The organism is Runella rosea (assembly GCF_003325355.1).
GTDB classification, from domain to species: Bacteria; Bacteroidota; Bacteroidia; order Cytophagales; family Spirosomataceae; genus Runella; species Runella rosea.
In genome coordinates this window covers 1,005,397-1,029,107 of record NZ_CP030850.1, presented here as the reverse complement: position 1 = coordinate 1,029,107, position 23,711 = coordinate 1,005,397, and the positions used below count along the sequence as shown (strand labels likewise).

General features: G+C 38.3%; 18 protein-coding genes. All 18 read left to right on the top strand.

Translation table 11 applies throughout. The features are described from left to right. Window positions 1-167 precede the first annotated feature (167 nt). Entirely contained in the window at window positions 168-1,484 is a 1,317-nt protein-coding gene (gene ahcY / locus DR864_RS04435; RefSeq protein ID WP_114065820.1) for an adenosylhomocysteinase, read from the top strand. A 700-nt stretch (window positions 1,485-2,184) separates the two neighbouring features. Next, on the top strand, window positions 2,185-3,018 hold the full coding sequence (locus tag DR864_RS04425) for a polysaccharide biosynthesis/export family protein (protein ID WP_114065818.1): 834 nt from the start codon (window positions 2,185-2,187) through the stop codon (window positions 3,016-3,018). A 101-nt stretch (window positions 3,019-3,119) separates the two neighbouring features. Continuing rightward, complete coding sequence (locus DR864_RS04420; RefSeq protein ID WP_114065817.1) at window positions 3,120-5,492, top strand: GumC family protein; 2,373 nt, start codon at window positions 3,120-3,122, stop codon at window positions 5,490-5,492. Between the two features lie 438 nt (window positions 5,493-5,930). After that, window positions 5,931-7,076 carry a GDP-mannose 4,6-dehydratase gene (gmd, locus tag DR864_RS04415; RefSeq protein WP_114065816.1) on the top strand — a complete coding sequence of 382 codons (1,146 nt, stop codon included), beginning with the start codon at window positions 5,931-5,933 and terminating at the stop codon, window positions 7,074-7,076. Between the two features lie 24 nt (window positions 7,077-7,100). After that, window positions 7,101-8,114 (top strand): NAD-dependent epimerase/dehydratase family protein, encoded by a 1,014-nt coding sequence (locus DR864_RS04410; protein ID WP_114065815.1) that lies wholly within the window; start codon window positions 7,101-7,103, stop codon window positions 8,112-8,114. A gap of 70 nt (window positions 8,115-8,184) precedes the next feature. Beyond that, window positions 8,185-8,670, top strand: coding sequence for a serine O-acetyltransferase (locus DR864_RS04405; protein ID WP_114065814.1), 486 nt, complete (start codon window positions 8,185-8,187; stop codon window positions 8,668-8,670). 8 nt (window positions 8,671-8,678) lie between these two features. After that, window positions 8,679-10,016, top strand: a complete 1,338-nt coding sequence (locus tag DR864_RS04400; protein WP_114065813.1) for a lipopolysaccharide biosynthesis protein — start codon at window positions 8,679-8,681, stop codon at window positions 10,014-10,016. 3 nt (window positions 10,017-10,019) lie between these two features. Then, on the top strand, window positions 10,020-11,495 hold the full coding sequence (locus DR864_RS04395; protein ID WP_114065812.1) for an O-antigen ligase family protein: 1,476 nt from the start codon (window positions 10,020-10,022) through the stop codon (window positions 11,493-11,495). Next, window positions 11,473-12,747 carry a glycosyltransferase gene (locus tag DR864_RS04390; protein ID WP_114065811.1) on the top strand — a complete coding sequence of 425 codons (1,275 nt, stop codon included), beginning with the start codon at window positions 11,473-11,475 and terminating at the stop codon, window positions 12,745-12,747. Before DR864_RS04395 ends, DR864_RS04390 begins: the two co-directional genes overlap by 23 nt. Further along, on the top strand, window positions 12,737-13,345 hold the full coding sequence (locus tag DR864_RS30150) for an acyltransferase (RefSeq protein ID WP_114065810.1): 609 nt from the start codon (window positions 12,737-12,739) through the stop codon (window positions 13,343-13,345). The genes DR864_RS04390 and DR864_RS30150 overlap by 11 nt, the downstream gene beginning before the upstream one ends. A gap of 7 nt (window positions 13,346-13,352) precedes the next feature. Next, window positions 13,353-14,519 carry a glycosyltransferase gene (locus DR864_RS04380; protein WP_114065809.1) on the top strand — a complete coding sequence of 389 codons (1,167 nt, stop codon included), beginning with the start codon at window positions 13,353-13,355 and terminating at the stop codon, window positions 14,517-14,519. Between the two features lie 9 nt (window positions 14,520-14,528). Then, window positions 14,529-15,635, top strand: a complete 1,107-nt coding sequence (locus tag DR864_RS04375; protein WP_114065808.1) for a glycosyltransferase — start codon at window positions 14,529-14,531, stop codon at window positions 15,633-15,635. A gap of 97 nt (window positions 15,636-15,732) precedes the next feature. Further along, on the top strand, window positions 15,733-16,494 hold the full coding sequence (locus tag DR864_RS04370; protein ID WP_114065807.1) for a WecB/TagA/CpsF family glycosyltransferase: 762 nt from the start codon (window positions 15,733-15,735) through the stop codon (window positions 16,492-16,494). Window positions 16,495-17,136: 642 nt separating this feature from the next. After that, window positions 17,137-18,165, top strand: coding sequence for a hypothetical protein (locus tag DR864_RS04365; protein WP_114065806.1), 1,029 nt, complete (start codon window positions 17,137-17,139; stop codon window positions 18,163-18,165). Window positions 18,166-18,244: 79 nt separating this feature from the next. Beyond that, complete coding sequence (locus DR864_RS04360; RefSeq protein WP_162793548.1) at window positions 18,245-19,021, top strand: YjbH domain-containing protein; 777 nt, start codon at window positions 18,245-18,247, stop codon at window positions 19,019-19,021. A 37-nt stretch (window positions 19,022-19,058) separates the two neighbouring features. Further along, window positions 19,059-20,195 carry a YjbH domain-containing protein gene (locus DR864_RS04355; RefSeq protein ID WP_229599516.1) on the top strand — a complete coding sequence of 379 codons (1,137 nt, stop codon included), beginning with the start codon at window positions 19,059-19,061 and terminating at the stop codon, window positions 20,193-20,195. Between the two features lie 43 nt (window positions 20,196-20,238). Beyond that, a complete protein-coding gene (locus tag DR864_RS04350) occupies window positions 20,239-20,946 on the top strand; it encodes a hypothetical protein (protein WP_114065804.1) in 708 nt (235 codons plus the stop codon). Next, window positions 20,946-23,711 carry a hypothetical protein gene (locus tag DR864_RS04345; protein WP_114065803.1) on the top strand — a complete coding sequence of 922 codons (2,766 nt, stop codon included), beginning with the start codon at window positions 20,946-20,948 and terminating at the stop codon, window positions 23,709-23,711. Before DR864_RS04350 ends, DR864_RS04345 begins: the two co-directional genes overlap by 1 nt.

Below are 23,711 nucleotides of genomic sequence, written 5' to 3'. Positions count from 1 at the left end.
TGCCAAAAATTATCTTTTTTTAGAATCCCCCCTTGTTTTATCCGCTTCCAATGTAGCATTCACATTCATTTATCGGTTAATTTTGTGAGATTTTTATCTGAAACCCAAGATAAGAAGTCGGAAATCAGAAGTAAGAAATCGAAAATTAGAAATCCCAAATAAATAACATGTCAACAGCAACTGGAACGTACGTACCGTACAAAGTAAAAGACATTACCTTGGCCGATTGGGGCCGGAAAGAAATTCGTTTGGCCGAAGCCGAAATGCCCGGTTTGATGGCCCTTCGCGTAGAATATGGCGAATCAAAGCCGCTAAAAGGTGCACGCATCGCTGGATGTTTGCACATGACCATCCAAACGGCCGTTTTGATTGAAACCCTCACGGCTTTGGGTGCAGAAGTAACTTGGTCATCGTGTAATATCTTCTCTACCCAAGATCACGCCGCCGCTGCGATTGCCGCCGCTGGTATCTCAGTTTACGCGTGGAAAGGCATGACTGCCGAAGAATTTGACTGGTGTATCGAGCAAACTTTGTTCTTCGGTGAAGAGCGTCATCCCCTCACCATGATTTTGGACGACGGTGGTGACTTGACCAACATGGTGTTTGACAACTATCCTGAATTGATCGCGGGAATCGGTGGTTTGTCGGAAGAAACAACCACGGGCGTTCACCGTTTGTACGAGCGTATGAAAAACGGAACCTTGTATTTGCCAGCCATCAACGTAAACGACTCGGTGACAAAATCGAAATTCGACAACAAATATGGTTGCAAAGAGTCATTGGTAGACGCTATCCGTCGTGCAACTGACTTGATGTTGGCGGGTAAAGTAGCCGTCGTGGCAGGTTATGGCGACGTAGGTAAAGGCTCTGCTGAATCGCTTCGTGGGGCAGGTTGCCGCGTATTGGTGACCGAAATCGACCCAATCTGCGCGTTGCAAGCGGCAATGGACGGATTTGAGGTTGTAACAATGGACGAAGCCGCTCCCCGCGCCAATATCTTTGTAACGGCTACGGGTAACATCAACATCATCAAGCCGCGTCACTTCAAAACCATGCGTGATAAAGCCGTGGTGTGTAACATCGGCCACTTCGACAACGAAATCGACATGGCGTGGTTGAATGCCAACTACGGACAGACCAAGATTCAAATCAAACCACAGGTGGATTTGTACGAAATTGACGGCAAAGAAATCATTGTATTGGCCGAAGGTCGTTTGGTGAACTTGGGTTGTGCCATGGGCCACCCTTCGTTTGTGATGTCAAACTCTTTCTGTAACCAAACCTTGGCGCAGATTGAATTGTACACCAACCCAGGCAAATACGACAAGCAAGTATATATCTTACCAAAACACTTGGACGAAAAAGTGGCGAAACTCCACTTAGGACACATCGGTGCTCATCTCGAAACATTGGATGAAGAGCAAGCGTCTTACATCGGGGTAACCGTAGAAGGACCGTTCAAATCTGATTTGTATCGTTACTAGGATTTCTCATTCTTCTCCTGTTGGGTGTCGGTTCTTTTGAACCGACACCTTTTTTTTGGGCTAATAATCGACTTTTATTTTCACGCAGAGGCGGGGAGGAGCAAAGGTGCTAAAGGGTGAATAATGCCGATTTTGCTTTAAAATTTCAGAAAGATACCATTCGGGTTAGTAAATAAATTCTATTTTGAGAAAACCCCTTCAATAAAAGCACAGAGGCCCATTTTGCTTTACTTTTTGGGATATTGAATACGCGTATTTGGAGGGTGTTTGACACTCATTCGGTAAATTTTTTAAATATTTTTACCATTGTTGCTTGACATAAGCGTATATTTGTCCATATTTGTTTTTTACTATTAAGTACTTCCACTCTTGTTATGGTAAAATTAAACGTTATGAAAAGTATTTCTAGTCTTTTTGCATTCGCTCTTTCCCACAAAAGCGACCTCCCTACTTCTTTCGTTAAAATCATTCATTTGTTCTTTACGGGTATTTTAAAACGTTCTTTCGCAAAATCGAACGAAAACAAGCTAAAATTAGCTCTTTAGGGCTATTTGTGCTTTTTTCTACCCGTTCTGTTCTCAATCAGTTAGCGCCATAGTTTCTGTGGGCTGAACAAAGTATTCCGTGCATTTTGGTGCAGGGCGGTTACTTAGTTTCATAAGATTGTTATCGAAATTTATTGAAATAATACAAACTATACATGCGTAAATTTTTTAAAATACTGGGCGGTTGGAGCATTTGCCTTGGTATAATCAGCTCAACATTTTTTACTTCCTGTGTGACCGTAGATACGCGCAAGATTACCTATTTTCAAAGCGCAGATACGCTGCCTTATCAGGTACTTCCGCCCATTACGCCACAGGTAACCCGCATTCAGCCAGATGACATCCTCGCCGTGACCGTAAGCAGTTTGAGCGAAGAATCCAACGTGGTGTTTAATTTCCCCAACATCAACGCGCTCAGTACAACGGTATTTCCCGCAGCAGCAGGTGGTGGTGCAATGACAGGACGCCAACCATTAGGTTATTTGGTGGATTCCACAGGAGCCATTGAAATGCCTCTGGTAGGGAAAGTGAAGGTATTGGGGCTGAATCTAGCGCAGGCGGGCGATAGTATTAAATTACGCCTGTTAAATTATCTCAAAGAACCTACTGTCAATGTACGTTACCTCAACCATAAATTTACAGTGATTGGTGAAGTAAACCGCCCTGCGGTGATTAACCTACTTGATGATCATACATCCCTACCTGAAGCTTTGGGAATGGTGGGTGACCTGACTATCTACGGATTGCGTAAAAACGTAATGCTAATCCGCACTGAAAAGGATAAACGAGAAGTTGTACGTATTGACTTGACATCCCGTGATTTCTTTAATTCTCCTTATTACTACCTGCGCAACAATGATGTGATTTATGTAGATGTAAGTAAAGGAAAAGTAACATTTACCGACCAACGTGTTCAGCAATTGCAACTCATCCCCATTTTCACGGGCATTGCTACCACGATTGTGGTGATTTTGAACTTGTTGAAATAGAATAAAGAACGGATACCAGTGAAACTTACTACCTGAACTGGCATAATCCGAAGCCATAGGCTCATAACAGCAACCGAATACTCAACGAAAAAGACATAAAAATGACGAATAACGAATCGAAGTTTTGGGAAGAACCGGAGGAAGAATTTAACCTGAAGTTGGTTATCGGTAAATACCTTCGTTACTGGTACTGGTTTGTGCTCTCGGTGGTGCTTGCGGTGCTGGGGGCGTTCTTCTACCTGCGTTATGCCACGCCCATTTACAGCAGCAGTGCCGTTTTGCTCATCAAGGATGAAAAGAAAGGCGGTGTAGGGGGTATGGAAGCGCTGAAAGATTTGGAGCTTTTCTCGGGTAACAAACTCGTGGAAAACGAAGTGGAAGTCTTGAAATCACGGGCGTTGTTGGAACGGGTCGTGACCGACCTCAACTTGATGGTTTCTTATTTTGAAAAAGGGGATATTCGTCCCACGGTTGAAATATTCGGCACCTCTCCAATCTGGGTACAGGCGGGAGAACTCACCGAGGCCGCCTACAAAGATCCGCTCTGGATCAAGGTCATCAACCGCAATCAGTTTGAATTACAGGACGAAGGCGGGACTGCTAAAGGACAGTATACCTTTAGCCAAAATGTAAAAAGTGAGTTTGGAAAGTTTCGGGTCTACTTGGTAGATTCTTTGTACCGTAAGGACAACGACCTGATTCAGATTCGTTTTGCCCATAAAGAATCCCTGATTCAGCACTATCAGGAACTTCTTCAGGTTGAATTGCTTAACCAAAAAAGTACAGTTTTAAAGCTTACCATAGAAGATCCTTTACCCAATAAAGGACGGGCCATCTTAGCAAAGTTATTGGACGCGTACACCTATTCGGCCCTGACCGACAAAAACCGCGAGGCCACCAATACCATGACCTTCATTGACGACCGTCTGCGGCTCATTACGGGGGAATTGGGTGATGTGGAAAAAGACGTAGAAGTCTATAAAAGTAGCCAAGGAATCACCGATTTGAGTGCAGAAGCCAACCTGTTTCTGGAGAAAGTGAAAGAAAACGACGGCAAACTCAACGAAGTAGATATTCAGTTAAAAATTCTTGAAGGAGTGGATGCCTACTTAAAAAGTAGCCAATTGGGAATTGCGCCCGCTACGTTGATGGTGACCGACCCCGTACTTACGGGCCTGCTCTCCAAACTCAACGAACTGGACAACCAACGCGAAAAATACGCCCGCACCACGCAAGCCAGTAACCCCCTGTTGGAAACGGTAACGACCCAAATCGCCAACACCAAAGCGGCCATTCGGGAAAACATCATGAACCAAAAGCAGGGTTTGATCATTACCCGCAACAGCCTGCAAAACCTGAATACGCGTTTTGAGTCTTCCATCCGCACCATTCCGCGCAAAGAAAGGGAGTTTGTAAACATTAAGCGGCAGCAGGGAATCAAAGAAAGCCTGTACCTGCTTTTGTTGGAAAAACGCGAAGAAACCGCCATATCGTACGCTTCCACGGTGACCGATAGCCGAATAGTAGATGAGCCTTACAGCACGCCATCGCCTGTAAAACCCAAAGGAAACATTGTGTACCTGATTGCTTTGTTGGCGGGGTTAGGTATTCCGTTTGCGTTCATCAACGTGCGTAGCATGCTCAACGACAAGATTGAGTCCCGGATTGAAATTGAAGACAAGGTGAAGGGAATTCCGATTTTGGGCGAAGTGGCCCAAAAACCCAAAAACGTGGAGGGGCCTTTGTTGGATACCAACAGCCGCAATATCATCATCGAACAGTTTCGTACCTTACGCACGAACCTGAGCTATTTGTTAAAGACCGAAAAAGCAACCAAGAAAATCCTGATTACCTCCACCATATCAGGAGAAGGGAAAAGCTTTGTGGCGCTTAACTTGGCGTCAAGCTTGGCGAAAGCGGGGCACAAAGTGGTCTTGGTCAACGCCGATATTCGTAAACCCAAATTGCACGAATACTTGGCCATGAACAATGAAGTGGGTTTGGTCAATTACCTCATTGGCAAAAAGAAGGTAGAGGATGTAAGTTTTGAGACCAAGATTGAGAACCTCAGCTTTATTCCGAGTGGTCCCATTCCTCCTAATCCCGCTGAATTGATTGGTAGCTCTAAGATGGCCGATTTGATGCTGGAACTGGGAAGCCGTTATGAGTACATCTTTATTGACTGTTCGCCCAACGGTCTGGTGACCGATGCCTTACTGATTGCCCCTTTGGTGGACGCAACCCTTTATATCATACGCCACGAAAAAACGCCCAAATTTGCCTTGGGACCTTTGGCCATTCTCTACCGCGAACAGAAGATGCCCTCCATGGCCATCATTTACAATGGGGTGAAAGGATCGGGAGGTTATGGGTACGGTTACGGTTATGGCTACGGTTATGGATACGGTTACGGACAGGGTTACTACGGAGATACCCCCAAACCCCTTTGGAAGCGGGTGTTGAACAAAGCTTGATTTTTCTCACGCAAAGGCGCGGAGATACAAAGAAATACTTATGTCAAATAAAACCTTTGTTCCTTAGCATCTTTGCGTGAATAAACTTGAACGTATATTGAAATAATGCAAATCAATCTTTTATCCGTTTATTTTACCAAAAAGAAAGTAAATAATTTGTAATTTTTTTAGATAAGTATTTGCCGTTATTACTTTTTTTTGTACTTTAGTAGAAGATAAGCGAGAAAAAAGCTAAAAAAAATACAGAATTTAAAGTAAAGTTACTAAGTTTAGGACTATTTTAAGTTATTATTAAATTATAAAAAAATGCATAAATGATTAGATTAAACTTGTCTTTTTGTTGCCAATAATGACAATTTTCTTTTCTGAATCATTCTTGATTTTAAATTTTCTGTACTGAAAAAGTACAAATTTGTTACTCATTAATTACTCAACGTTATGACAAATAAAGTAGCCCTCATCACGGGCGTCACTGGTCAAGATGGCGCCTATCTTTCCGAGCTTTTATTAAGTAAAGGTTATACCGTACACGGTATCAAGCGCAGAAGTTCGATGTTCAATACCGACCGCATTGATCACCTCTACGAAGACCCGCACGTCGAAAATCCCCGTTTTATCTTACACTACGGCGACTTGACCGATTCCATGAACTTGACCCGGATCATACAGGAGGTGCAGCCTGACGAAATCTACAACCTTGCGGCCATGAGCCACGTAAAAGTGAGCTTCGACGAGCCCGAATACACCGCCAACGCCGACGGAATCGGTACCCTCCGCATTTTGGAAGCGGTACGTTTGTTAGGACTTGCCCAAAAAACCCGCATCTACCAGGCGTCCACCTCTGAGTTGTACGGTTTGGTGCAGGCCGTTCCCCAATCAGAATCCACGCCTTTTTATCCGCGCTCGCCCTACGCCGTTGCCAAACTCTATGCCTACTGGATTACGGTCAACTACCGCGAAGCCTACGGGATGTTTGCCACCAACGGAATTTTGTTTAACCACGAATCACCGTTGCGCGGAGAAACCTTCGTAACCCGCAAAATCACCCGCGCTGCGGCCAAAATTGTGCTGGGGTTGCAGGACGCTCTCTACATGGGTAACATCGACGCCCAACGCGACTGGGGCCACGCCAAAGACTACGTAGAGGCCATGTACCTCATCTTACAGCAGGAAACCCCCGAAGACTTTGTGATTGCCACGGGCGTTACCACCCGCGTACGGGAGTTTATCCGTAAAACCTTTGCCTTTTTAGGCGTGGAGGTGGCGTTTACAGGGACCGAAGCCAATGAGGTGGGCACGATTGCTTCCATTGATACCCTGCGTTTGCAGGAATTGGGCATTCCCATCGGTGACCATTTAAAAGAAGGAACCGTTATTCTTAAAATTGACCCGCGCTATTATCGCCCCACCGAAGTAGAGCTACTCATCGGTGACCCAACCAAATCCATGGAAAAATTGGGCTGGAAACCTAAGCATACGCTCGATATGCTGATTGAAGATATGGCTACTGCTGACTTGCGACTCTTCCAAAAAGATCAATTGTTACTGAAAGAAGGATTTGGGGTGTTGAATTATTACGAATAAATTTAAATTAAATACAATAACGTTATGAAAGTACTTGTGACAGGAAGTGCCGGTTTCATCGGATATCATACTGTAGAAAAACTTTTAAGTGAGGGGTTTTGTGTAGTTGGCTTAGATAATATTAATGATTATTACTCGCCACAGTTAAAATATGCTCGACTTAAAGAGTCTGGAATTGATCAAGAAATGGTCAAATGGTTTCAACCATTAGAAAGTAAAAAAAATAGTTCTTATAGATTTGTAAGAATGAATTTAGAAGACAAACAACAGCTCTTTAGTTTATTTCAAACTGAAAAATTTGATTATGTAATAAATCTTGCAGCTCAAGCAGGGGTACGTTATTCAATTGAAAATCCAGATGTTTACGTGCAATCTAACATAATTGGATTTCACTACATCTTAGAAGCTTGCCGTAATTACAGTGTCAAACACTTAATACATGCATCTTCATCTTCTGTATATGGAGCAAATGCTAAAATCCCATTTGTTGAAGAAGATAGTGTGAATTCACCAGTAAGTTTATATGCTGCTACTAAAAAAAGTAATGAGTTGATGGCATATGCCTATAGCCATTTATATAATATTCCAATTACATGTTTACGCTTTTTTACTGTTTATGGTTCTTGGGGAAGACCAGATATGGCCCCTATGTTATTTGCAAAATCAATTTTGGAAAAAAAAACAATAAAGGTTTTCAATCATGGTGATATGCAAAGGGATTTTACAAACGTAAAGGATATTGTTGATGGGGTTGTGAAAACATTAACAACTGAATTTAAAGAGCAACCTATGTATAGAGTGTTAAATATTGGTAATGGATCTCCCGTAAGTCTTCTTGAATTTATTAATGAGTTAGAGTTAGCGTTCGGTGAAACTGCATTAAAAACTTATTTACCAATGCAACCAGGCGATGTTCCAAGGACTTGGGCAAGTCAAGAAAAATTAGAGAGAATTACTAATTATAAACCCACTGTCAGACTTGAGGAGGGTGTTAAAGAGTTTAGTAGTTGGTTTAAAAAATACTTTAAACCAGTTTAATAATGGGTAAATCTTTAAAAAAAGAAGATTTCGAGAGTATATATAAAATCTTAATTTAATTTTTTGTAAAATGTCTTTTGGTATTTTTCAAGATTGGAAATCAAATAAAGGTAATACTAAGGGTAGATTCATAATGTTACTTTTTAGAATTAATAGGTTAAGAAAATTAAATAAAATTTTAAATGTGATTTTACTTCCATATGGAGTAATATATAAAATTGTTGTGGAATGGATATTAGGAGTGGAAATGGGTGGGGGGGTGAAAATTGGATATAACTTAAGATTGTTACATGGTCAAGGACTTGTAATAAATGAAAAAACTGTAATTGGCAATAATTGTACGTTAAGGCAAAATACAACAATTGGAAATAATGGAAAACAAGATGATTGCCCTATAATTTTCAATAATGTAGATATTGGCTCGAATGTATGTATTATTGGAGGGGTTGTTATAGGAAATAATGTTAGGATTGGTGCTGGAACAATTATTGTAAAAAATATACCTGATAATTGTTCTGTGGTAGGAAATCCATCAAGAATTATTAAAAAAATGTAAGCAAAAAGATGTTCATAAAAAAATATCTATATCCTAAAAGAAAGGATAGTAATTTATCAATTAATATATTACTATCCTTTCTTTCAAGAGCTGGGGGAGCAGCGATAGGGTTTCTTATTATTCCTAGCATTATAGATGTTATTGATAAAGATAATTATGGTACTTATTTGTCAATTATTTCTTTTTTTGTTTTAACTCAAATACTTGACTTTGGTGTAAATAATGTAATAAAGAATAAAGTTTCAGGTCATTTAGAAGAAAAAAGATATTTGCAGGCTTCTTTATATTTTACCAATTCATATATTTTTGTAATTTTTGTTGGTATTATGTTTATAGTATTGTCAACAATTTTTTATTTTTTTTTTGAAAATATATATGTATATATATTTAATTTAAAAAGCGAAAATAGTGATTGGATTGGTATTGTATTTCTTGTGATTTGTCTTACATTATTAAACTTTTTAGCTCAACCTGGTATAAATTTATTGTATTGTCAAAATAAAACATATTTGGCATATTTTATAAATTTCATCGGACAATTGATAGGTTTTTCGTTATTTATTATATTAAAAGAAACGTATATTGATAAAATATATTTGACTGTATTTTGTATTTACGGGGCGCCATGTATTTTAAATATCATATGTGTTTTATACTTTCAATTTAGTGATAAATCTTTGGTTAAAATAAAGCCAATGTTGTTTGATTTTGAAATTGTACGTGAAATTTTAATGGATTCTTTGAGGTTTTTTATTATTCAAATTGCCTCAGTTGTACAGTTTCAATTGTCAAATTATTTAGTGTCAATTTATTTTAACCCTTATAAAGTTGCTGAATTTAATGTATATAATAAGTATTTTAGTGTTGTTCAAATTTTACTATCAATAATTTCTACCCCATATTGGATAAGCTTTGCAAGATTTTATTCATCACAAAATTATACCAAATTAAACAGAGAATTGAAAAATTTTCAAAATTCTGTGTACCTCATCTCAATTTTTTTAGTGTTTCAATATTTAATTGGACCAATGGTGTTTCAATTTTGGTTGTCGGATAAGGTTTCTTATGAATACGAAACGTCATTTTATATTATGATTTATTACTTGTTATATATTAATGGAGCGACTTATGTCATATTTATGAATTCTACTTCTAAATTGAATGTTCAAGTTGTAACTTCAATTGTATCAGTATTTTTATTTTTGTTTTTATTGAAATATTTGTCTAAATTAATTGGGATTAATTCAGTATCAATAGCTTTGATAGTTGCAAATTTTTATGGTATATTAATTGCTCCAATTCAAGTAATGAAATTTTTGAAAAATAAACTTAAAACTGTTTTTTGAGTTATGGGAAGGGAAAGAGTTTATTTGATTTTATTTAAAAGCATATTAATCGTACTTCTTGGGGCTGTCTCATATCCGGAAATTAACCAGTTAGGACTGGTTTGTATTATTCCGATTTCAATAATAATGCTTTCTACTTTATTAAAAGGCGATTTATTTTCATTTATATTGCAAATTTTTGTTGGATGCCATTTTACTTATGGAAAGCAAATTGGAGGTGTTTTTACTTTGTCAGCAACACTTTCACTAGTTATTTACATTCTTTTAAATAGAAAGACTATTACAAATAATAAAAGTTCATTCTCAAATTCGCAAAAATATATAATTTATGGGTTATTATTTTTGCAGATTTTATCTCTATTGCTAGCTTCTTCGTTCGAAACCTATAAAAAACTTATATCAATTCTTTTCTTTTGTTGTCTTACCTTAATTGTTTTATACTCTTCTAAATCGTTAATTTCCAAATTTGACATAAGGCGTTTCTATGTAATAATTTTTTATTCAAGCTTATATATATTGCTTGTAGCTTTAAATCAAAATTATAAAATAATTTCTGATAGTCCACTTTTTCCAACTTACACTGAGGATGCTGTCTTTGAAAAAGGTATTTTTAGAAGCTCTGGCACTTTACTTAATTTTGAATATTTTGGTGAATATTCACTAGGTATAATGATGCTATTGACACCTGGGATTGTGAGTGGAAGTTTGAAAAAATATAGTAAATACATATACTATATTTGTCTATTTAGTGTCTTAATCAGTTTTTATTGTATAATTCTTTCTGGAACACGATCAACTTTATTTCTGTTGCCCTTCTTTTTAATATACATATTTTTTATTTATAAAAAATATGTAGCTTTTATGAAAATTTTGCTTGGATTTTTTTTATTGTTAATTCTTTTTTCAAATGTTAATATAGGTTCATATATTAACTTAAAAAGTTTTTCGGATAGGAATGAAAATTTAGGTGCGTTTTCTTTTGATAAAGTACTTAATGGTGAAGCAATTAATAGAGCCTCCACATTTACATATGGTTTGGCTAAAATCTCCAAAAAAGCTAAGGGAATATCGATTCTTATTGGTGAAGGTTATTACACAACAAGAGAAGAATATAGAAAAACACATTTTGATGAATCTAATATTGTATTCCCAGATTATCATAATTTCTATATGAGTTCGATTGTTCTTTGGGGCGTGTTAGGGGTTATATTATTTGTGAGCCTATTTGCTTCTTTCTTATATAAAGGTGTATTTTTTTTTAAAACTAACAATGCTGGTACAATTAGCTCTGATTTAATTTGTGGATTTAATCTTTTTTTTATTGTGTTTTTAATAAATCAATTCAAAATTCAATTTATTCGTGATAGTAATTATTTTATGTTAATTTTAATATTTTTAGTGATTTATTCTAATTTAATATCATCAACATATACACTTATTCACTTAAAGAAAAGAAATGAAAATTCTCTGGTTTACTAATACACCATCAAATGCTTCATTAGAATTTGGAAATAATAGATTTGGAGGAGGTTGGATATCTTCGTTGGAGTCTAAGATAAGTAATGTTGAGGGTGTATCACTTGCACTTTGTTTTTTTTATAATGGTGTTAAGTTTAAAAAATTGCAAAAAAATAATGTTATATATTATGGAATTCCTTTGAATAATCGAAATTTATTTTCTAAGTTTATTTCTAATCATTTTGGAACATTACAAGATAACGATAGTCCTTTTTTTGATTTTGTTCTTGAAGATTTTTTGCCAGATGTTATACAAATATTTGGGACTGAAAATGGTTATGGTAAGATTTTGAAAGGAAAAATTAGTAAAGAAAAAGTTGTAATACATCTTCAAGGTTTAACTATGCCTTATTCAAAAGTTTATTTCCCATTTGGTTTTAATAGAGTTCAAGTATTGATTAATAGTAACTTAAAGTCTTTTTTTTTAGGAACAACATATTATAACAAATATAAGTCTTTTCTGAAAAGAGCAGATAGAGAAGTTGATATGATCAAATATTGGAAATATTTTATGGGGAGAACTTCTTGGGATAAAAATTATGTTTTAATGACAAATAATGAAGCATTATATTTTCATTGTGAAGAAATTCTAAGAGACCCTTTTTATGTAAATAAATGGAATGGATTAGATTTTCCTTCCAATATTTCTTCAATTTCTGAGATTGTTATTTGTACGACAATTAATCCCAATATTTATAAAGGATTAGACTTGATATATAAAACACTATCAAAGTTGTCAAAATTTAACATCGTTTGGAAAATATTTGGAATTGAAGAAAGTGATGAAACAAATGTGTTAGTAAAAAAAATGTTGAAGTTTACGAAAAATAAAACTAAAATAATTTTTTATGGACAACAATCTGAGGAGGAGTTGATTTTGCATCTAAAGTGTTGTCATTTTTTTGTACACCCTTCCTATATCGACAATAGCCCTAATAGTGTATGTGAAGCAATGTTATTAGGTATTCCAGTCATAAGTTCATCAGTCGGTGGTGTAAATAGTTTAATTGTTCACAATGAAACTGGATTTTTGTTTAACCCTTACGATGAATATGAATTAGCTGGTATTCTTTTTAGTTTAATAAATAATTACAAATTAGCTAAAGATACAAGTATTAACGCTAGAAAGATTGCATTAATACGACATGACATTAATCTATCAGTTAACAAGATTTTTTTTATTTATAAAAATATACTAAATAATGGATGTTAAAGGTATTATAACTTATAAAGCTTTCTATTATTACTGTAATTTTAGTGCTTATTTTTATAGTGTATACACATATATATACTGTTATTTCAAAGGTATTTCTATTGGAAATAGTAATAAGTTTTTCGGTTTACCTACAATTGTACGACATCCTGATTCAATTATTTCCATTGCATCAAAATGTAGATTTAGATCCGACAATGATTCTAATCTTATTGGCGTATCTCGAAAATGTATTTTGAGTACACATAAAAAATATTCCAAAATCATAATTGGTGACAATTGTGGATTTAGCGGTACATCAATTGGTTGTTTAATAGAGATTGTAATTGAAAATAACGTTATTTTTGGTGCTAACACACTTGTTACAGATTTTGATTGGCATAATCTTAATCCAAATATGAGAAGTTACCCTGTAGAGACAGGTAAAGCGGTTTATATTGAAGAAAATGTTTTCGTTGGCTATGGTTCTATTATATTGAAAGGCGTTAAAATTGGGAAAAATTCTGTTATAGGTGCTAATAGTGTTGTTACTTCTGATATACCACCTAATTGTATTGCAGCTGGTAATCCTTGCAAAGTTCTCTCCTTTTTTAAATAATTGATAAATGATTAATATTTTAATTTTGAACGTTTCTTTGTTCGATGGAATGGCGCCATCAAAACGAGTATTTAATCTACTAGAACCACTAGTTGATCCTAAGTTGATAGAGATTTATAATTTAATATATTCTGTTGATTCAAAGTTTAAGCATGGTGAATCAGGAATGATAAATAATATTAATTTTTTTAACATAAAATTTAAATTTGTAAACCTTTTTAGTTTTTTTTATTTAGGATTTAAATATCTCCATACAGTAAACCGTTTTAAAAATTCTAATAGAATTTTGTATAATTATGGTTATTTGGATTTAAAAAATATACTTTTTGTTTTATATGCTAGAATTCTTGGATTTAAGATTGTGATTGATATCGTGGAAGATAATAAATACCATACTTGGCATAATGGAATTTTGGGTTACTTTAGGATTAAATCTTCTCTTTTATTTGTTAAGCTTATCCCTTTTATTACTCATGCTATTATTGTTATTTCATCTCAATTAGAGAAGAAATTTTCTTATCTAAAACAGAATAAAAAAATTTGTATTATTCCAATTACCGTCAGTATGGAAAAATTTCCAAAAAATGTAATTATTAATGATTTTAAACACAAAATTAATTTATTTTATGGTGGTTCTTTTGGCGAGAAAGATGGTGTTACTTATTTACTACAAGCATTTGAAATTTTAGCAGATGAATTCCCGAAACTTAATTTAATTTTAACGGGTAAGCCACATAATAAAGAAGCAAATGATTGGTTAAATTCAGTTTTAAAAAAATCAAAAAACTCTGACAGGATTTTTTATTATGGAATGCTAAGTATAGATACTTATTATTCTATTTTGAATAGTTGTGATATTTTTTGTATGACACGAAATAATTCTCAATTTGCCAATTCTGGGTTCCCGTTTAAACTGGGTGAATACCTCGCTACTGGAAAAGGAGTAGTTGCTTCTAATGTAGGAGATGTTAGTTCATATCTTACTAATAATTTTGATTCTATATTAGTGCAACCTGAGTCTATTCCAGAAATTGTAAATGCAATTTCATTTCTTATTAGCAATCCTGAAAAAATTAAAATATTAGGTGAAAATGCTAGAAATACTGCTATTAATAATTTTTCTTCAATAAAATTAAGTAAAAAGTTTTATAATTTTTTGAATGAATTAATCTAAATAAAATCAATGGCTTTAACTAATAAAAAAATATTTTTTTACGGACCTGTAGGAGGTAAAAATGGAAAAATTGTTGGCGGAGGAGAGTCTGGGAATAAAAAAACTATTTTTATTCTTAAAAAACTTGGCTTTCAACTATTTTTAATCGAAAAGCCCTATCCAATAAAAGTTCCCTTTTTTAATTTTTTTGTCTATTTTATTCAACTTTTCTTTGTATATTTAAAATTTTTTTTTAAAATTTTTTTCAATAAAGCACTCACTAAAGATAAAATTTACTTTCATTTGTCTGGGTTCTATGGCCATTTAATTTATATTGAATGGCTTTATATTAAAACTTGCTCATTTCTTAATATTAAGTGTATCTATGAAATTCGTGCAGGTGGAGCCATAGAAATATATTTAAATAGTAATTTTATTTACAAGTTTTTTTTTAAGTCTATTTTGATTAATTCTACTAAAATTCTTTGTCAGGGTTTTGAATATATTGGGTTCGTTAAGTCAGTAGCTAATATTGATGCAGTTTACTATCCTAATTTTATTTTAGATCAATTTGTTTACTCTTACAACTCCTTAGATAGGAACAACTCTTCTATTATACAAATGGTTTATTTTGGCAGAATTGCACCTTCTAAAAATGTTGATTTTATACTGGACATTTGTAATAATATTTCGAACAATGACTTTATTTGTGAAATTATAGGTGAGGGTACACCCGACTATGTTCAATATCTAAATAACAGAATTCAAATTCTTGGCTTAGAGCACAAAGTTTTTATTTTGCCACCAAAAAACAGTCAAGAATTATTTGAAATACTTCCAAATAAACATTTTTTCTTATTTCCCTCTATTGAAAAACGTGAAGGGCATTCGAACTCTTTAACAGAAGCAATGAATTTTGGAGTTGTTCCAATAAGTAGTTATGCTGGTTTTAACCCCTCAATTATTCAAGATTCTAACTTGCTTATAAACGAATACAATCCAGTTAATTATGCAAATAAAATAATTTCAATATGGGACTCTAAAATGTGGGAGATGTATTCTTTCCAATGTTCAAATATTGTAAAGAATAATTATACCGAGTCCGTTATTAAATCTACTTTATATTCTTTATATTAATAGATATTTTTTTTATACTTAATTGTATATTTCAAAACAATGTTTTATCATGACGTAAATAAATATAAATAATCGTATATTTATAATATCTATTACTATGTATAAAGCTAGGTTAATACACGCTCAAATTTCCTTAGGTAAATTCGAGGAATTTCTCGATAATTTTATTTACTATAGTAAGCAACGTATCTCAACTTGTGTTTACGTAGCAAATGTTCATATGTTTATTGAATGTAAAATTGATTATGATTTTAGAGCTTCTTTTAATCTTGCTGACATAGTTTTACCTGATGGGAAACCTCTTTGTAATGCGTTATACTACCTTTATAATATTAAACAGGAAAGAGTTGCAGGGATGGATGTTATGCCTGCTTTATTAGAAAGAGCTTCCAAGTCTGGAGTCATAGTCTATTTTTATGGTTCAACTGACGACGTTTTAAAAAAAATTCATGAAAAATGTGCTTCCATTTATCCTACATTGAAGATTGGAGGAATGTATTCACCACCCTTTAGGAAACTAACAGCTGACGAAGACCAAAAAATTATTGATAATATTAATGCATCGGGTGCAGGGATTGTCTTGGTTGCTCTTGGTTGCCCTAAACAAGAAAAATGGATGTCGGCCATGAAAGGACGGATTTCTTCAGTAATGATTGGAGTAGGAGGGGCATTTCCAGTTTTTGCGGGAGCCCAAAAGCGTGCACCCAAATGGATGCAGGATGCTAGCCTGGAATGGCTGTATCGGCTTGTACAAGAGCCTCGTCGACTTTTTAAACGCTATTTTGTAACGAATTCGCTATTTATTTTTATGGTTCTTCGTGAAAAATTGCGTTTGAGCTGGTTTCCAAGTCATAAGTAATATGACTGCCTGATTAGATGTTTTAAATATTTTACACTTAATGGTATCTGATGCGTACTAAAAAGGTATCTAATTTTATAATTTTGGGCTTTTTGTTGTGAAAATTAGCAGATTTTTAGATATTTTTATTGAAAATATTAAAGATTAGATTGTTATTTTCTAATAAATTATAATGTTATAGGTTTGATTACTAGTTATTTAGTGTTTTTTGATGACTTTGGGTTGTTATTTGTCGTTTTTTTTTGTACATTTGTTATAGCTTAATCGTTAACTATAAACACTTATCCTTCATTCTGGTTTGTAGTTGATGAATGTAGTACTCAACGTTAATAAATTATGAAACATAACTCCAACGCGGTTCTCCGTTTATTGATTCCCCTTGTTTTGAGGCGAGATTCCTGAAAAATTCATTTTCTGTATTCCTACTTTGTCCCAAAGTTAAATCTTTAAGGACACAGATCATTTAGGGTTTTACTTTATAACGTATATTGTATATCGTTAGAAAGTGTTGGTTGCATTTCTGGAAAATTTATACTGTAAAATCAATAAGAAAAGAGCGTATTTTAAGAGGAGCATGCCACAGGTGTGGTTGAAATTTAATTAAACAGAAAACAAATAATATCACTTAATCACTCAATGACAATGAAAAAAAGTACATTTTCACTCTTCGTATTTGGGCTGGCTTTGACGCTCCTCATGTACAACTGTAAAAAAAGCGATCCTTTGGAGCCCGATGCTGATTTGGTTGAAGATCTCAACAAAATTGAAGTAGCTCCCGTAACGATTGTTGCGCCAACGCCCGTTACATCCACGCCATCATCCGTGACGGCCTCCGCCAAAACGGCCGAAGTAGCCAATGCTATTGGCAGCATTGCGACTTCAGGCGTGGTGCCTGCTTCGGTAAAAACGTCAGCCGCTGAAGTATCGGGCGCGTTATCTCCTACGGAAGTATCGGCGATGGCGACCGTTACCCCCGCAACATTGGCCGCAGTAGCGAGCGGAGGGGCGCTGCCTACGAATTTAAAAGCGGTACTTGACAAAGCGGCAGGCAATACAGCTTTAAAGGCTTATTTGCCTTCTTTTACATTACCTGCGGTCAATGGACAGGCGGTAAACGGTCGTTCTGGAGCCAGTGTTCCTGAAACCATTGCTCAAACGGATGGTTTGGATGGTTTGGCCGTATCAGATGAGTGCATTGCCAAAGCGGAAGAAGCCCTAAAAACGGTGATTGCCAAACTGGACGCAACCAAAGCGGGAGAAATGGCAAAGGTTGAGCAAGCCTATCAAACGGTTATTGCTGCCCTAGCGGGTAATGAAGCTACCTGTACTGCCGGTATTCCTGCAAAATATACGGCTTTACGTACCGCAGCGCAGGCTATTTTTGACAAAACAAATACTGACTTGGATGCGGCTCAGGCGGTGTTAGGCGCAGATTACGCTTTGCTGAAAGCCTTGAACTCCATTAGCTACTTAGGTTATTTGAGCACGCTGAATACCTTACAATCGGCTGATGTGAAAGCATGTAGCTCCCTGACTACAGCGGCCACCGCAGCTGCCCAGGCGGCCCGTACCACCAACACGGCGGCGGTAAATGCGGCTTATTCAAAAGCACTGGGTGAAGCGAATGCGGCCAAAGCTGAACTTCTCCAAAGCTGCCACAACCAAGGCTAAGATGTTAAGGAGGTATCATCTACCGAATACACCACTGACAAAGGGTAGCCTTGCGCTATCCTTTGTTTTGGTTTTAATCATGGTGCAAGGAGTGGCCCAGACGAATCTTTCGGGCAAACCGGGTCTCATGTATATCCCCTCGGCGGTGGCCTTAGAAGATGGGTCGTTTCGGTTTGGGTACAATTATAACCCCATTCACTACGGGATGAGGGGGCGAAACAAAAACCCCGAGCGGGTTTGGTTTGCGCATTTAGCGATTCTGCCGCGTTTGGAGATTACGGCCACGTTACTCCAAATGATTGATACGAAGATTCGGGATGTGCGCGAAGGAATTGGGGATCGCTCCATGGATGTTCGGTATTTGTTGCTAAAAGAAACCAAAAAACGGCCATCTGTGGCGGTGGTTATGACCGTCCCTTTTACCATTGACGGTGCCCTGCTGACGCATGTGGTGGTAGCTACCAAGAATTTTACGTTCAACCCCACCTTGAGCTTAGAAGTAAGTGCAGGTTATGGCAGCCCTTATTTTGTTTATCGAAATAACGGAGAATTGGCAACCGATCTTAATTCAACTTTCCTTAATAATTTTGCTGTTCAAAAGAAAAGTGAGTGGCGTTTTAAAAACAATTATTTGGTAGGCCCCTTTGGAGGAGCTGTATTGCATTTTCGCAAACAGGCGGGATTGATGGTGGAGTATGATTCTCAAAACATTAATGTCGGTGCTTATGCCACGCTCTTTAAACGTTGGACGGTGCAAGCGGGGTGGCTGAATGGTGATCAATTTATGTTTGGGACTTCATTTGGGGTAAATTTATTGAAACTACCCCGTCAGTTGAGGAAGGAAAGTGAGAAGTGATTTTTTAATAAATCAGTCAGTAAATCATTGTAAAAGTTTGAAATTGAGAAATTTGTATCAATTTTTTTTGGGAGTTGTATTGGTGTTTGCTTCCGTTGGCCTGCTCTTGGGTCAAGAGGGGAAGGGGAGCCAGGGTTTGAATTTTGAAAACGTTCAGGTCGATAAGCAGCAGGTGGTCTACGAGCAGCGATTGTACCGTAACCCTTTTATGGGGTTGTACGGAATACAAAAGGTCGTGAATGATTCGGCCCATCTTTTGACCTACGTTCCGATGATACAAGGAATTCCAGTGGCCCGCTACCAGATGGGGGCGTCGTTGGAGGCAAAGGCATTTACGCAGGCTGAGCGTTCGGCCCTGACGAAATGGGGCTTTTTCCCGTTACAGCGCCGAAATTATAAGTTTGATTTTTGGATACAACCCGTTTTTTGGGCCAAATTTGGGAATTTTTCCAAGCCTGTTCGGAGTAATACGAGTGTTCTTTTACAAAGCCAAGTGTATTTATGGCCGGGCATGGCGCTCAATTGGGGAATCCTTTTTCCCGTGTCCAACGACTTGGACAACCGCCCGAAAATGATTCGTCCGGCACCCGTTTTTCTGAATCAGTTTTACGCCAAAGACAATCATTTTTTAAGTGCGTCGGCGGGGCTTTTTCACAATGACCAATACGGCGTCAACGTTCAGTACCGTCATACGGATTTTAAATCTCCTTGGTCGTACGGGCTAGAAGTCGGGCTGACGGGGATGTATTACTACCCAAGAGGAGGGCTTTACTACGAAAAAATGGATAAACTCCTGCTGCTGGCCGATGTCGAATACCGTTTCAGCAAATTGGATCTTTTGCTGAAGGTTTCGGGAGGGCAGTTTTTGTGGGGAGACAAAGGGGGAAGATTTGATTTTATTCGTCAATATACCAACGTTGAAATCGGGCTTTTTGTGGTTGCTACCCAAAATGGCGCGACGGCGGGTTTTAATTTTGCGATTCCGATTCCCCCTGGAAAAATTGTGCAGACCTCAAAAATGAGGTTGCGCACCACGGAGGAGTTTAGGTGGCAGTACCTCTACGCGGGGGGATACAGGATGGGGGAGCGCTACCAAACGGGGTATCAACTTGACCAGCGTTTGCGGCAGTACCATCAGAATTATCTGAATCGGCAGTATCAGCAAACGAAATAGGGTTTAGCCCATTCGTAAAAATAGTCCAACAAAACTCAACGATATGAAGAAGGCGGTATGGCTTATTTATTTCGTCGCGCTGGGGCGAGCTTTCGCCACTGGTAACCCAGGAGACTCGGCGGTGCGATGGTGGCCAAGTGCAGTAGGCATTCAGGCAGGAACGACGGGCGTAGGTGTGCAATGGGCTTGGAAGCTGCGCTCACAACCCAGACTGGTGCTGCGGGTGGGAGCCACCTACGTAGCCTACAAAAAAAAGATTCAAATTGATTTAGGCGATAGTTCCCTCATTGAGTTTCGCCCCGACTTTGTCATCGGCGTTGTACATAGTTCGGTTAAATGGCACCCTTTCCCACGGAGTGCTTTTTTTTTGACAGGAGGACTGGGGTATACGTGGCGGCCCGATATTCAACTGGAACTGAGTGCTTTATCGCCCATCGAATTGGGGGGGATTCAGATGAAGCCCGATGAATTTGGAACCATAGGATTAGGTATAAAATGGTCGCCCGTGGTAGGATATGCGGGGTTTGGGTTTGGGCGTTCTATTCCCAAACGGCGCTGGGGCGTAGGGGTCGAACTCGGGTGTTATTACCTTGGAGCCCCTAAAATTAACATGGAATTTGATGGTTTTCTGGAAACGACCACGTTGGAGGAGCAGATTCCGCTGATTGAACGAAACATGCGCGGGTATCGGTATTTACCCAATCTTCAGTTGGTGATTACGTACGCGTTGGTCAAAAAATCGTTACGCTGATGAAACGAATCTTACTTTTTATAGGTCTGTGGCTGGGAGTGGTGAGTGCCTGTAAAAACCCTTTGGATGGTTTAGAACTGCGTTTTAAAAAGCCGTACCCAGTAGCTTTGGATGTTCAATATTACACCGTTGAAGGCAAGGCCCCTCCCGAGAATATGGAAGTGGTTTTGGTAGGGCCTGACGCTAATCGGTTGATAACCACCGTCAACACCAAGAAATTTAGAATTTCATCGGACGGTGCGTTGTTTTTGTCCGTTGACTCGCTGGGGCCGAGACCTACTACCCAAAATCCCCTGAGGTTTACGGTAGTAGCCAAAGTGCCGGGTTTTGTGGATGCCGTTTTACCCGTTGAAATGGGCAACGAAAACCAACGCTCAGTGGCGTTGATTTTGCAACCCACGGGTACGACGTCGGTTGTGAAGGTAGCCCAAAGTACGGCGAGCAGGTCGGGGAGCGTTGACCGTGACTGGAGCGTCGAAACTCCGACGCCCATTATTGCCAATCAGTCAGTGGCGCAGGCAAGCATTGCAAAAGGCACTCAGCTCAAAGATGTGGCGGGCAAGGAAGTGGGAGGGACGTTGACGGCGCGTTTTCAGGCGGTCGACATCAACAAGTCCAATAATACATTTTTAATTAATCCTATTGTTAATCAGGTAATTACGAAACCCATTTTACGGGGAGGAAACGCTGAAGGCGCAAATCAGCAGTTGACGCAGGTGGTGGGAGCATTTTTATTGCAGATTCACAACGAACAGTACCAATTGGTAAAGACGGCCTCGCAGCCCATTCGGGTTCGGTTCAGCGTATCGCCCCAACTATACCATCCTTTGGAGCGTCGGGTGATTCAGGCGGGCGACGAAATTCCACTGTTTAGTTATGACGCCGCGACCGAAAAATGGCAGACCGAAACCCCTGGTAAAGTGCAAAAGGCTAGCAACGGAGATTTGGAATACGTGGCGGAGCTGTCGCATTTATCGCTGTGGGTGGCAGGATTTACCAAGCAAAAATGTGATACAGGCCCAAGTTTTAAAATCAAAAGCAGTCTACCAACGACCAACCTCCAATACCAATGTGAGGTGGTCAACGAGGCTACGGGAGCACGCCTGCAAGTGTTTAAATCAACCGTCAATAATGGAGAGATCATAAAAATCAATGGGTTAGAAAGTGATCAATTTGTGCGTTTGCGCATTACGGATGCGTTGGGAACGGCGGTGGTCAATTCTCAATTGGTCAATGGATGTAGTGGCGAAGTGCAGGAAATTGATATTTCGTCGTTTAAAAAACAGATTCAAAAATGTCCCAACGGGCCAGGTTTTAAAATCAAAAGTCCGCTGCCCAACAGCGATTATCGGTATAGTTTTGTGGTCATCAACGCCGAAACGAATGCACAATTGCAGAGTTTTCAGACCACGGCCAACAACAACGAGGTGGTCAGGCTCAGTGGGCTAGACAGTGACCAGAAGGTGCGTTTGAGAATCACGGATATTGTAAGCTCGGCCGTGGTGACGTCGGAACCAGTGGATGCCTGCGCGAGCAATGCGGAGTTGATGGTAGACATCAGCTCCTTCAAAGTGCCGCCGCAGCGCTGCGCCAACTCCCCCGTTTTTCGGATTTCGAGTACATTGCCCAACAGCGACCGGAGCTATACTTTTGAAGTAATCAAGGCCGATACCAAAGCGCGGATTCAGGTTTTTCAGTCGTCGGCCAACAACGGCGATGTGATTCGACTCGGTGGGTTTTACGAAAATACGGGAATGATTCAGTTGCGGATTTTTGACTTTCTCAGTTCCGCGCAGGTTGTATCCAATCCGTTGGATGCTTGCACCAACGTAACGACCCCTCTCGTGTTGGAAAATTTTAAAATTCCACCGCCCAAATGCACTTCACCGTTGGGTTTTAGGGTAAAAAGCAACCTGCCCAACAGTGGTGCCACGTACCAGTGTCAGGTCATCAATGCCGCCACCAATGGGGTGATGCAGACTTTTGCCACGACGGTAAATAACGGTGAAATCATCAGAATCAATGGTTTGTACAGTGAGCAAACCGTTCGACTCAAAATTATGGACAATCAAAGCGGAGCCGTGGCGCTGTCGGCCGCCGTGGGTGGCTGTACTGCTACCGTTCAGGAGATTGATGTAACATCGTTTAAAAAGCCAATTTTGAAATGTACTAATCCTTTGATATTCAGTGTAAAAAGCACCTTGCCTACCAGCGATAGGGCCTACAATTGTGAGGTGATTAACGACGTAACGAAGGCAAAAATCCAGTCTTTTCAGTCTACATTGAACAATGGGACCTTAATTAAAATCAGCGGATTGGACGCCGACCAGAAAGTTCGACTACGGATTTACGATTCGCAAAGCTCGGCCATTGTGCTTTCGGCCGCTGTAGATGCATGTGCCACTGGAAATCAAGCGATTGACGTGACATCTTTTAAAATACCACCAAACATCAAACCGGGAGAAGTTCGTATTACGCTCCAATTTCCCTGCAAATCCCTTGATGAAGATAAATTGCCAACGCGAGAGTTGTTTGGGCGGTTTCGTGAAACGGGCACGCTGCAATGGAAAAACCTGCCGAGCATGAAATATATCTCAGGTCAGACGGCCTTCAGCATCGTTACTGATTTGTTAGAAGTAGGAAAAACCTACGATTTCCAGGTGGGACCTGCGCCGGGCTATTACTCATTCAGCGAATCGGCTTACAAGCTTCGAAAAGTGGATTGGGTGATTGAGATTGAAACGACTGAATATTGTAAATTATAA

Excerpts from the sequence above, each read along its gene's own strand:
- ahcY (WP_114065820.1), top strand. The coding sequence starts at position 168 with ATGTCAACAGCAACTGGAACGTACGTACCGTACAAAGTAAAAGACATT.
- DR864_RS04425 (WP_114065818.1), top strand. The coding sequence starts at position 2,185 with ATGCGTAAATTTTTTAAAATACTGGGCGGTTGGAGCATTTGCCTTGGT.
- DR864_RS04420 (WP_114065817.1), top strand. The coding sequence starts at position 3,120 with ATGACGAATAACGAATCGAAGTTTTGGGAAGAACCGGAGGAAGAATTT.
- gmd (WP_114065816.1), top strand. The coding sequence starts at position 5,931 with ATGACAAATAAAGTAGCCCTCATCACGGGCGTCACTGGTCAAGATGGC.
- DR864_RS04410 (WP_114065815.1), top strand. The coding sequence starts at position 7,101 with ATGAAAGTACTTGTGACAGGAAGTGCCGGTTTCATCGGATATCATACT.
- DR864_RS04405 (WP_114065814.1), top strand. The coding sequence starts at position 8,185 with ATGTCTTTTGGTATTTTTCAAGATTGGAAATCAAATAAAGGTAATACT.
- DR864_RS04400 (WP_114065813.1), top strand. The coding sequence starts at position 8,679 with ATGTTCATAAAAAAATATCTATATCCTAAAAGAAAGGATAGTAATTTA.
- DR864_RS04395 (WP_114065812.1), top strand. The coding sequence starts at position 10,020 with ATGGGAAGGGAAAGAGTTTATTTGATTTTATTTAAAAGCATATTAATC.
- DR864_RS04390 (WP_114065811.1), top strand. The coding sequence starts at position 11,473 with ATGAAAATTCTCTGGTTTACTAATACACCATCAAATGCTTCATTAGAA.
- DR864_RS30150 (WP_114065810.1), top strand. The coding sequence starts at position 12,737 with ATGGATGTTAAAGGTATTATAACTTATAAAGCTTTCTATTATTACTGT.
- DR864_RS04380 (WP_114065809.1), top strand. The coding sequence starts at position 13,353 with ATGATTAATATTTTAATTTTGAACGTTTCTTTGTTCGATGGAATGGCG.
- DR864_RS04375 (WP_114065808.1), top strand. The coding sequence starts at position 14,529 with ATGGCTTTAACTAATAAAAAAATATTTTTTTACGGACCTGTAGGAGGT.
- DR864_RS04370 (WP_114065807.1), top strand. The coding sequence starts at position 15,733 with ATGTATAAAGCTAGGTTAATACACGCTCAAATTTCCTTAGGTAAATTC.
- DR864_RS04365 (WP_114065806.1), top strand. The coding sequence starts at position 17,137 with ATGAAAAAAAGTACATTTTCACTCTTCGTATTTGGGCTGGCTTTGACG.
- DR864_RS04360 (WP_162793548.1), top strand. The coding sequence starts at position 18,245 with ATGGTGCAAGGAGTGGCCCAGACGAATCTTTCGGGCAAACCGGGTCTC.
- DR864_RS04350 (WP_114065804.1), top strand. The coding sequence starts at position 20,239 with ATGAAGAAGGCGGTATGGCTTATTTATTTCGTCGCGCTGGGGCGAGCT.
- DR864_RS04345 (WP_114065803.1), top strand. The coding sequence starts at position 20,946 with ATGAAACGAATCTTACTTTTTATAGGTCTGTGGCTGGGAGTGGTGAGT.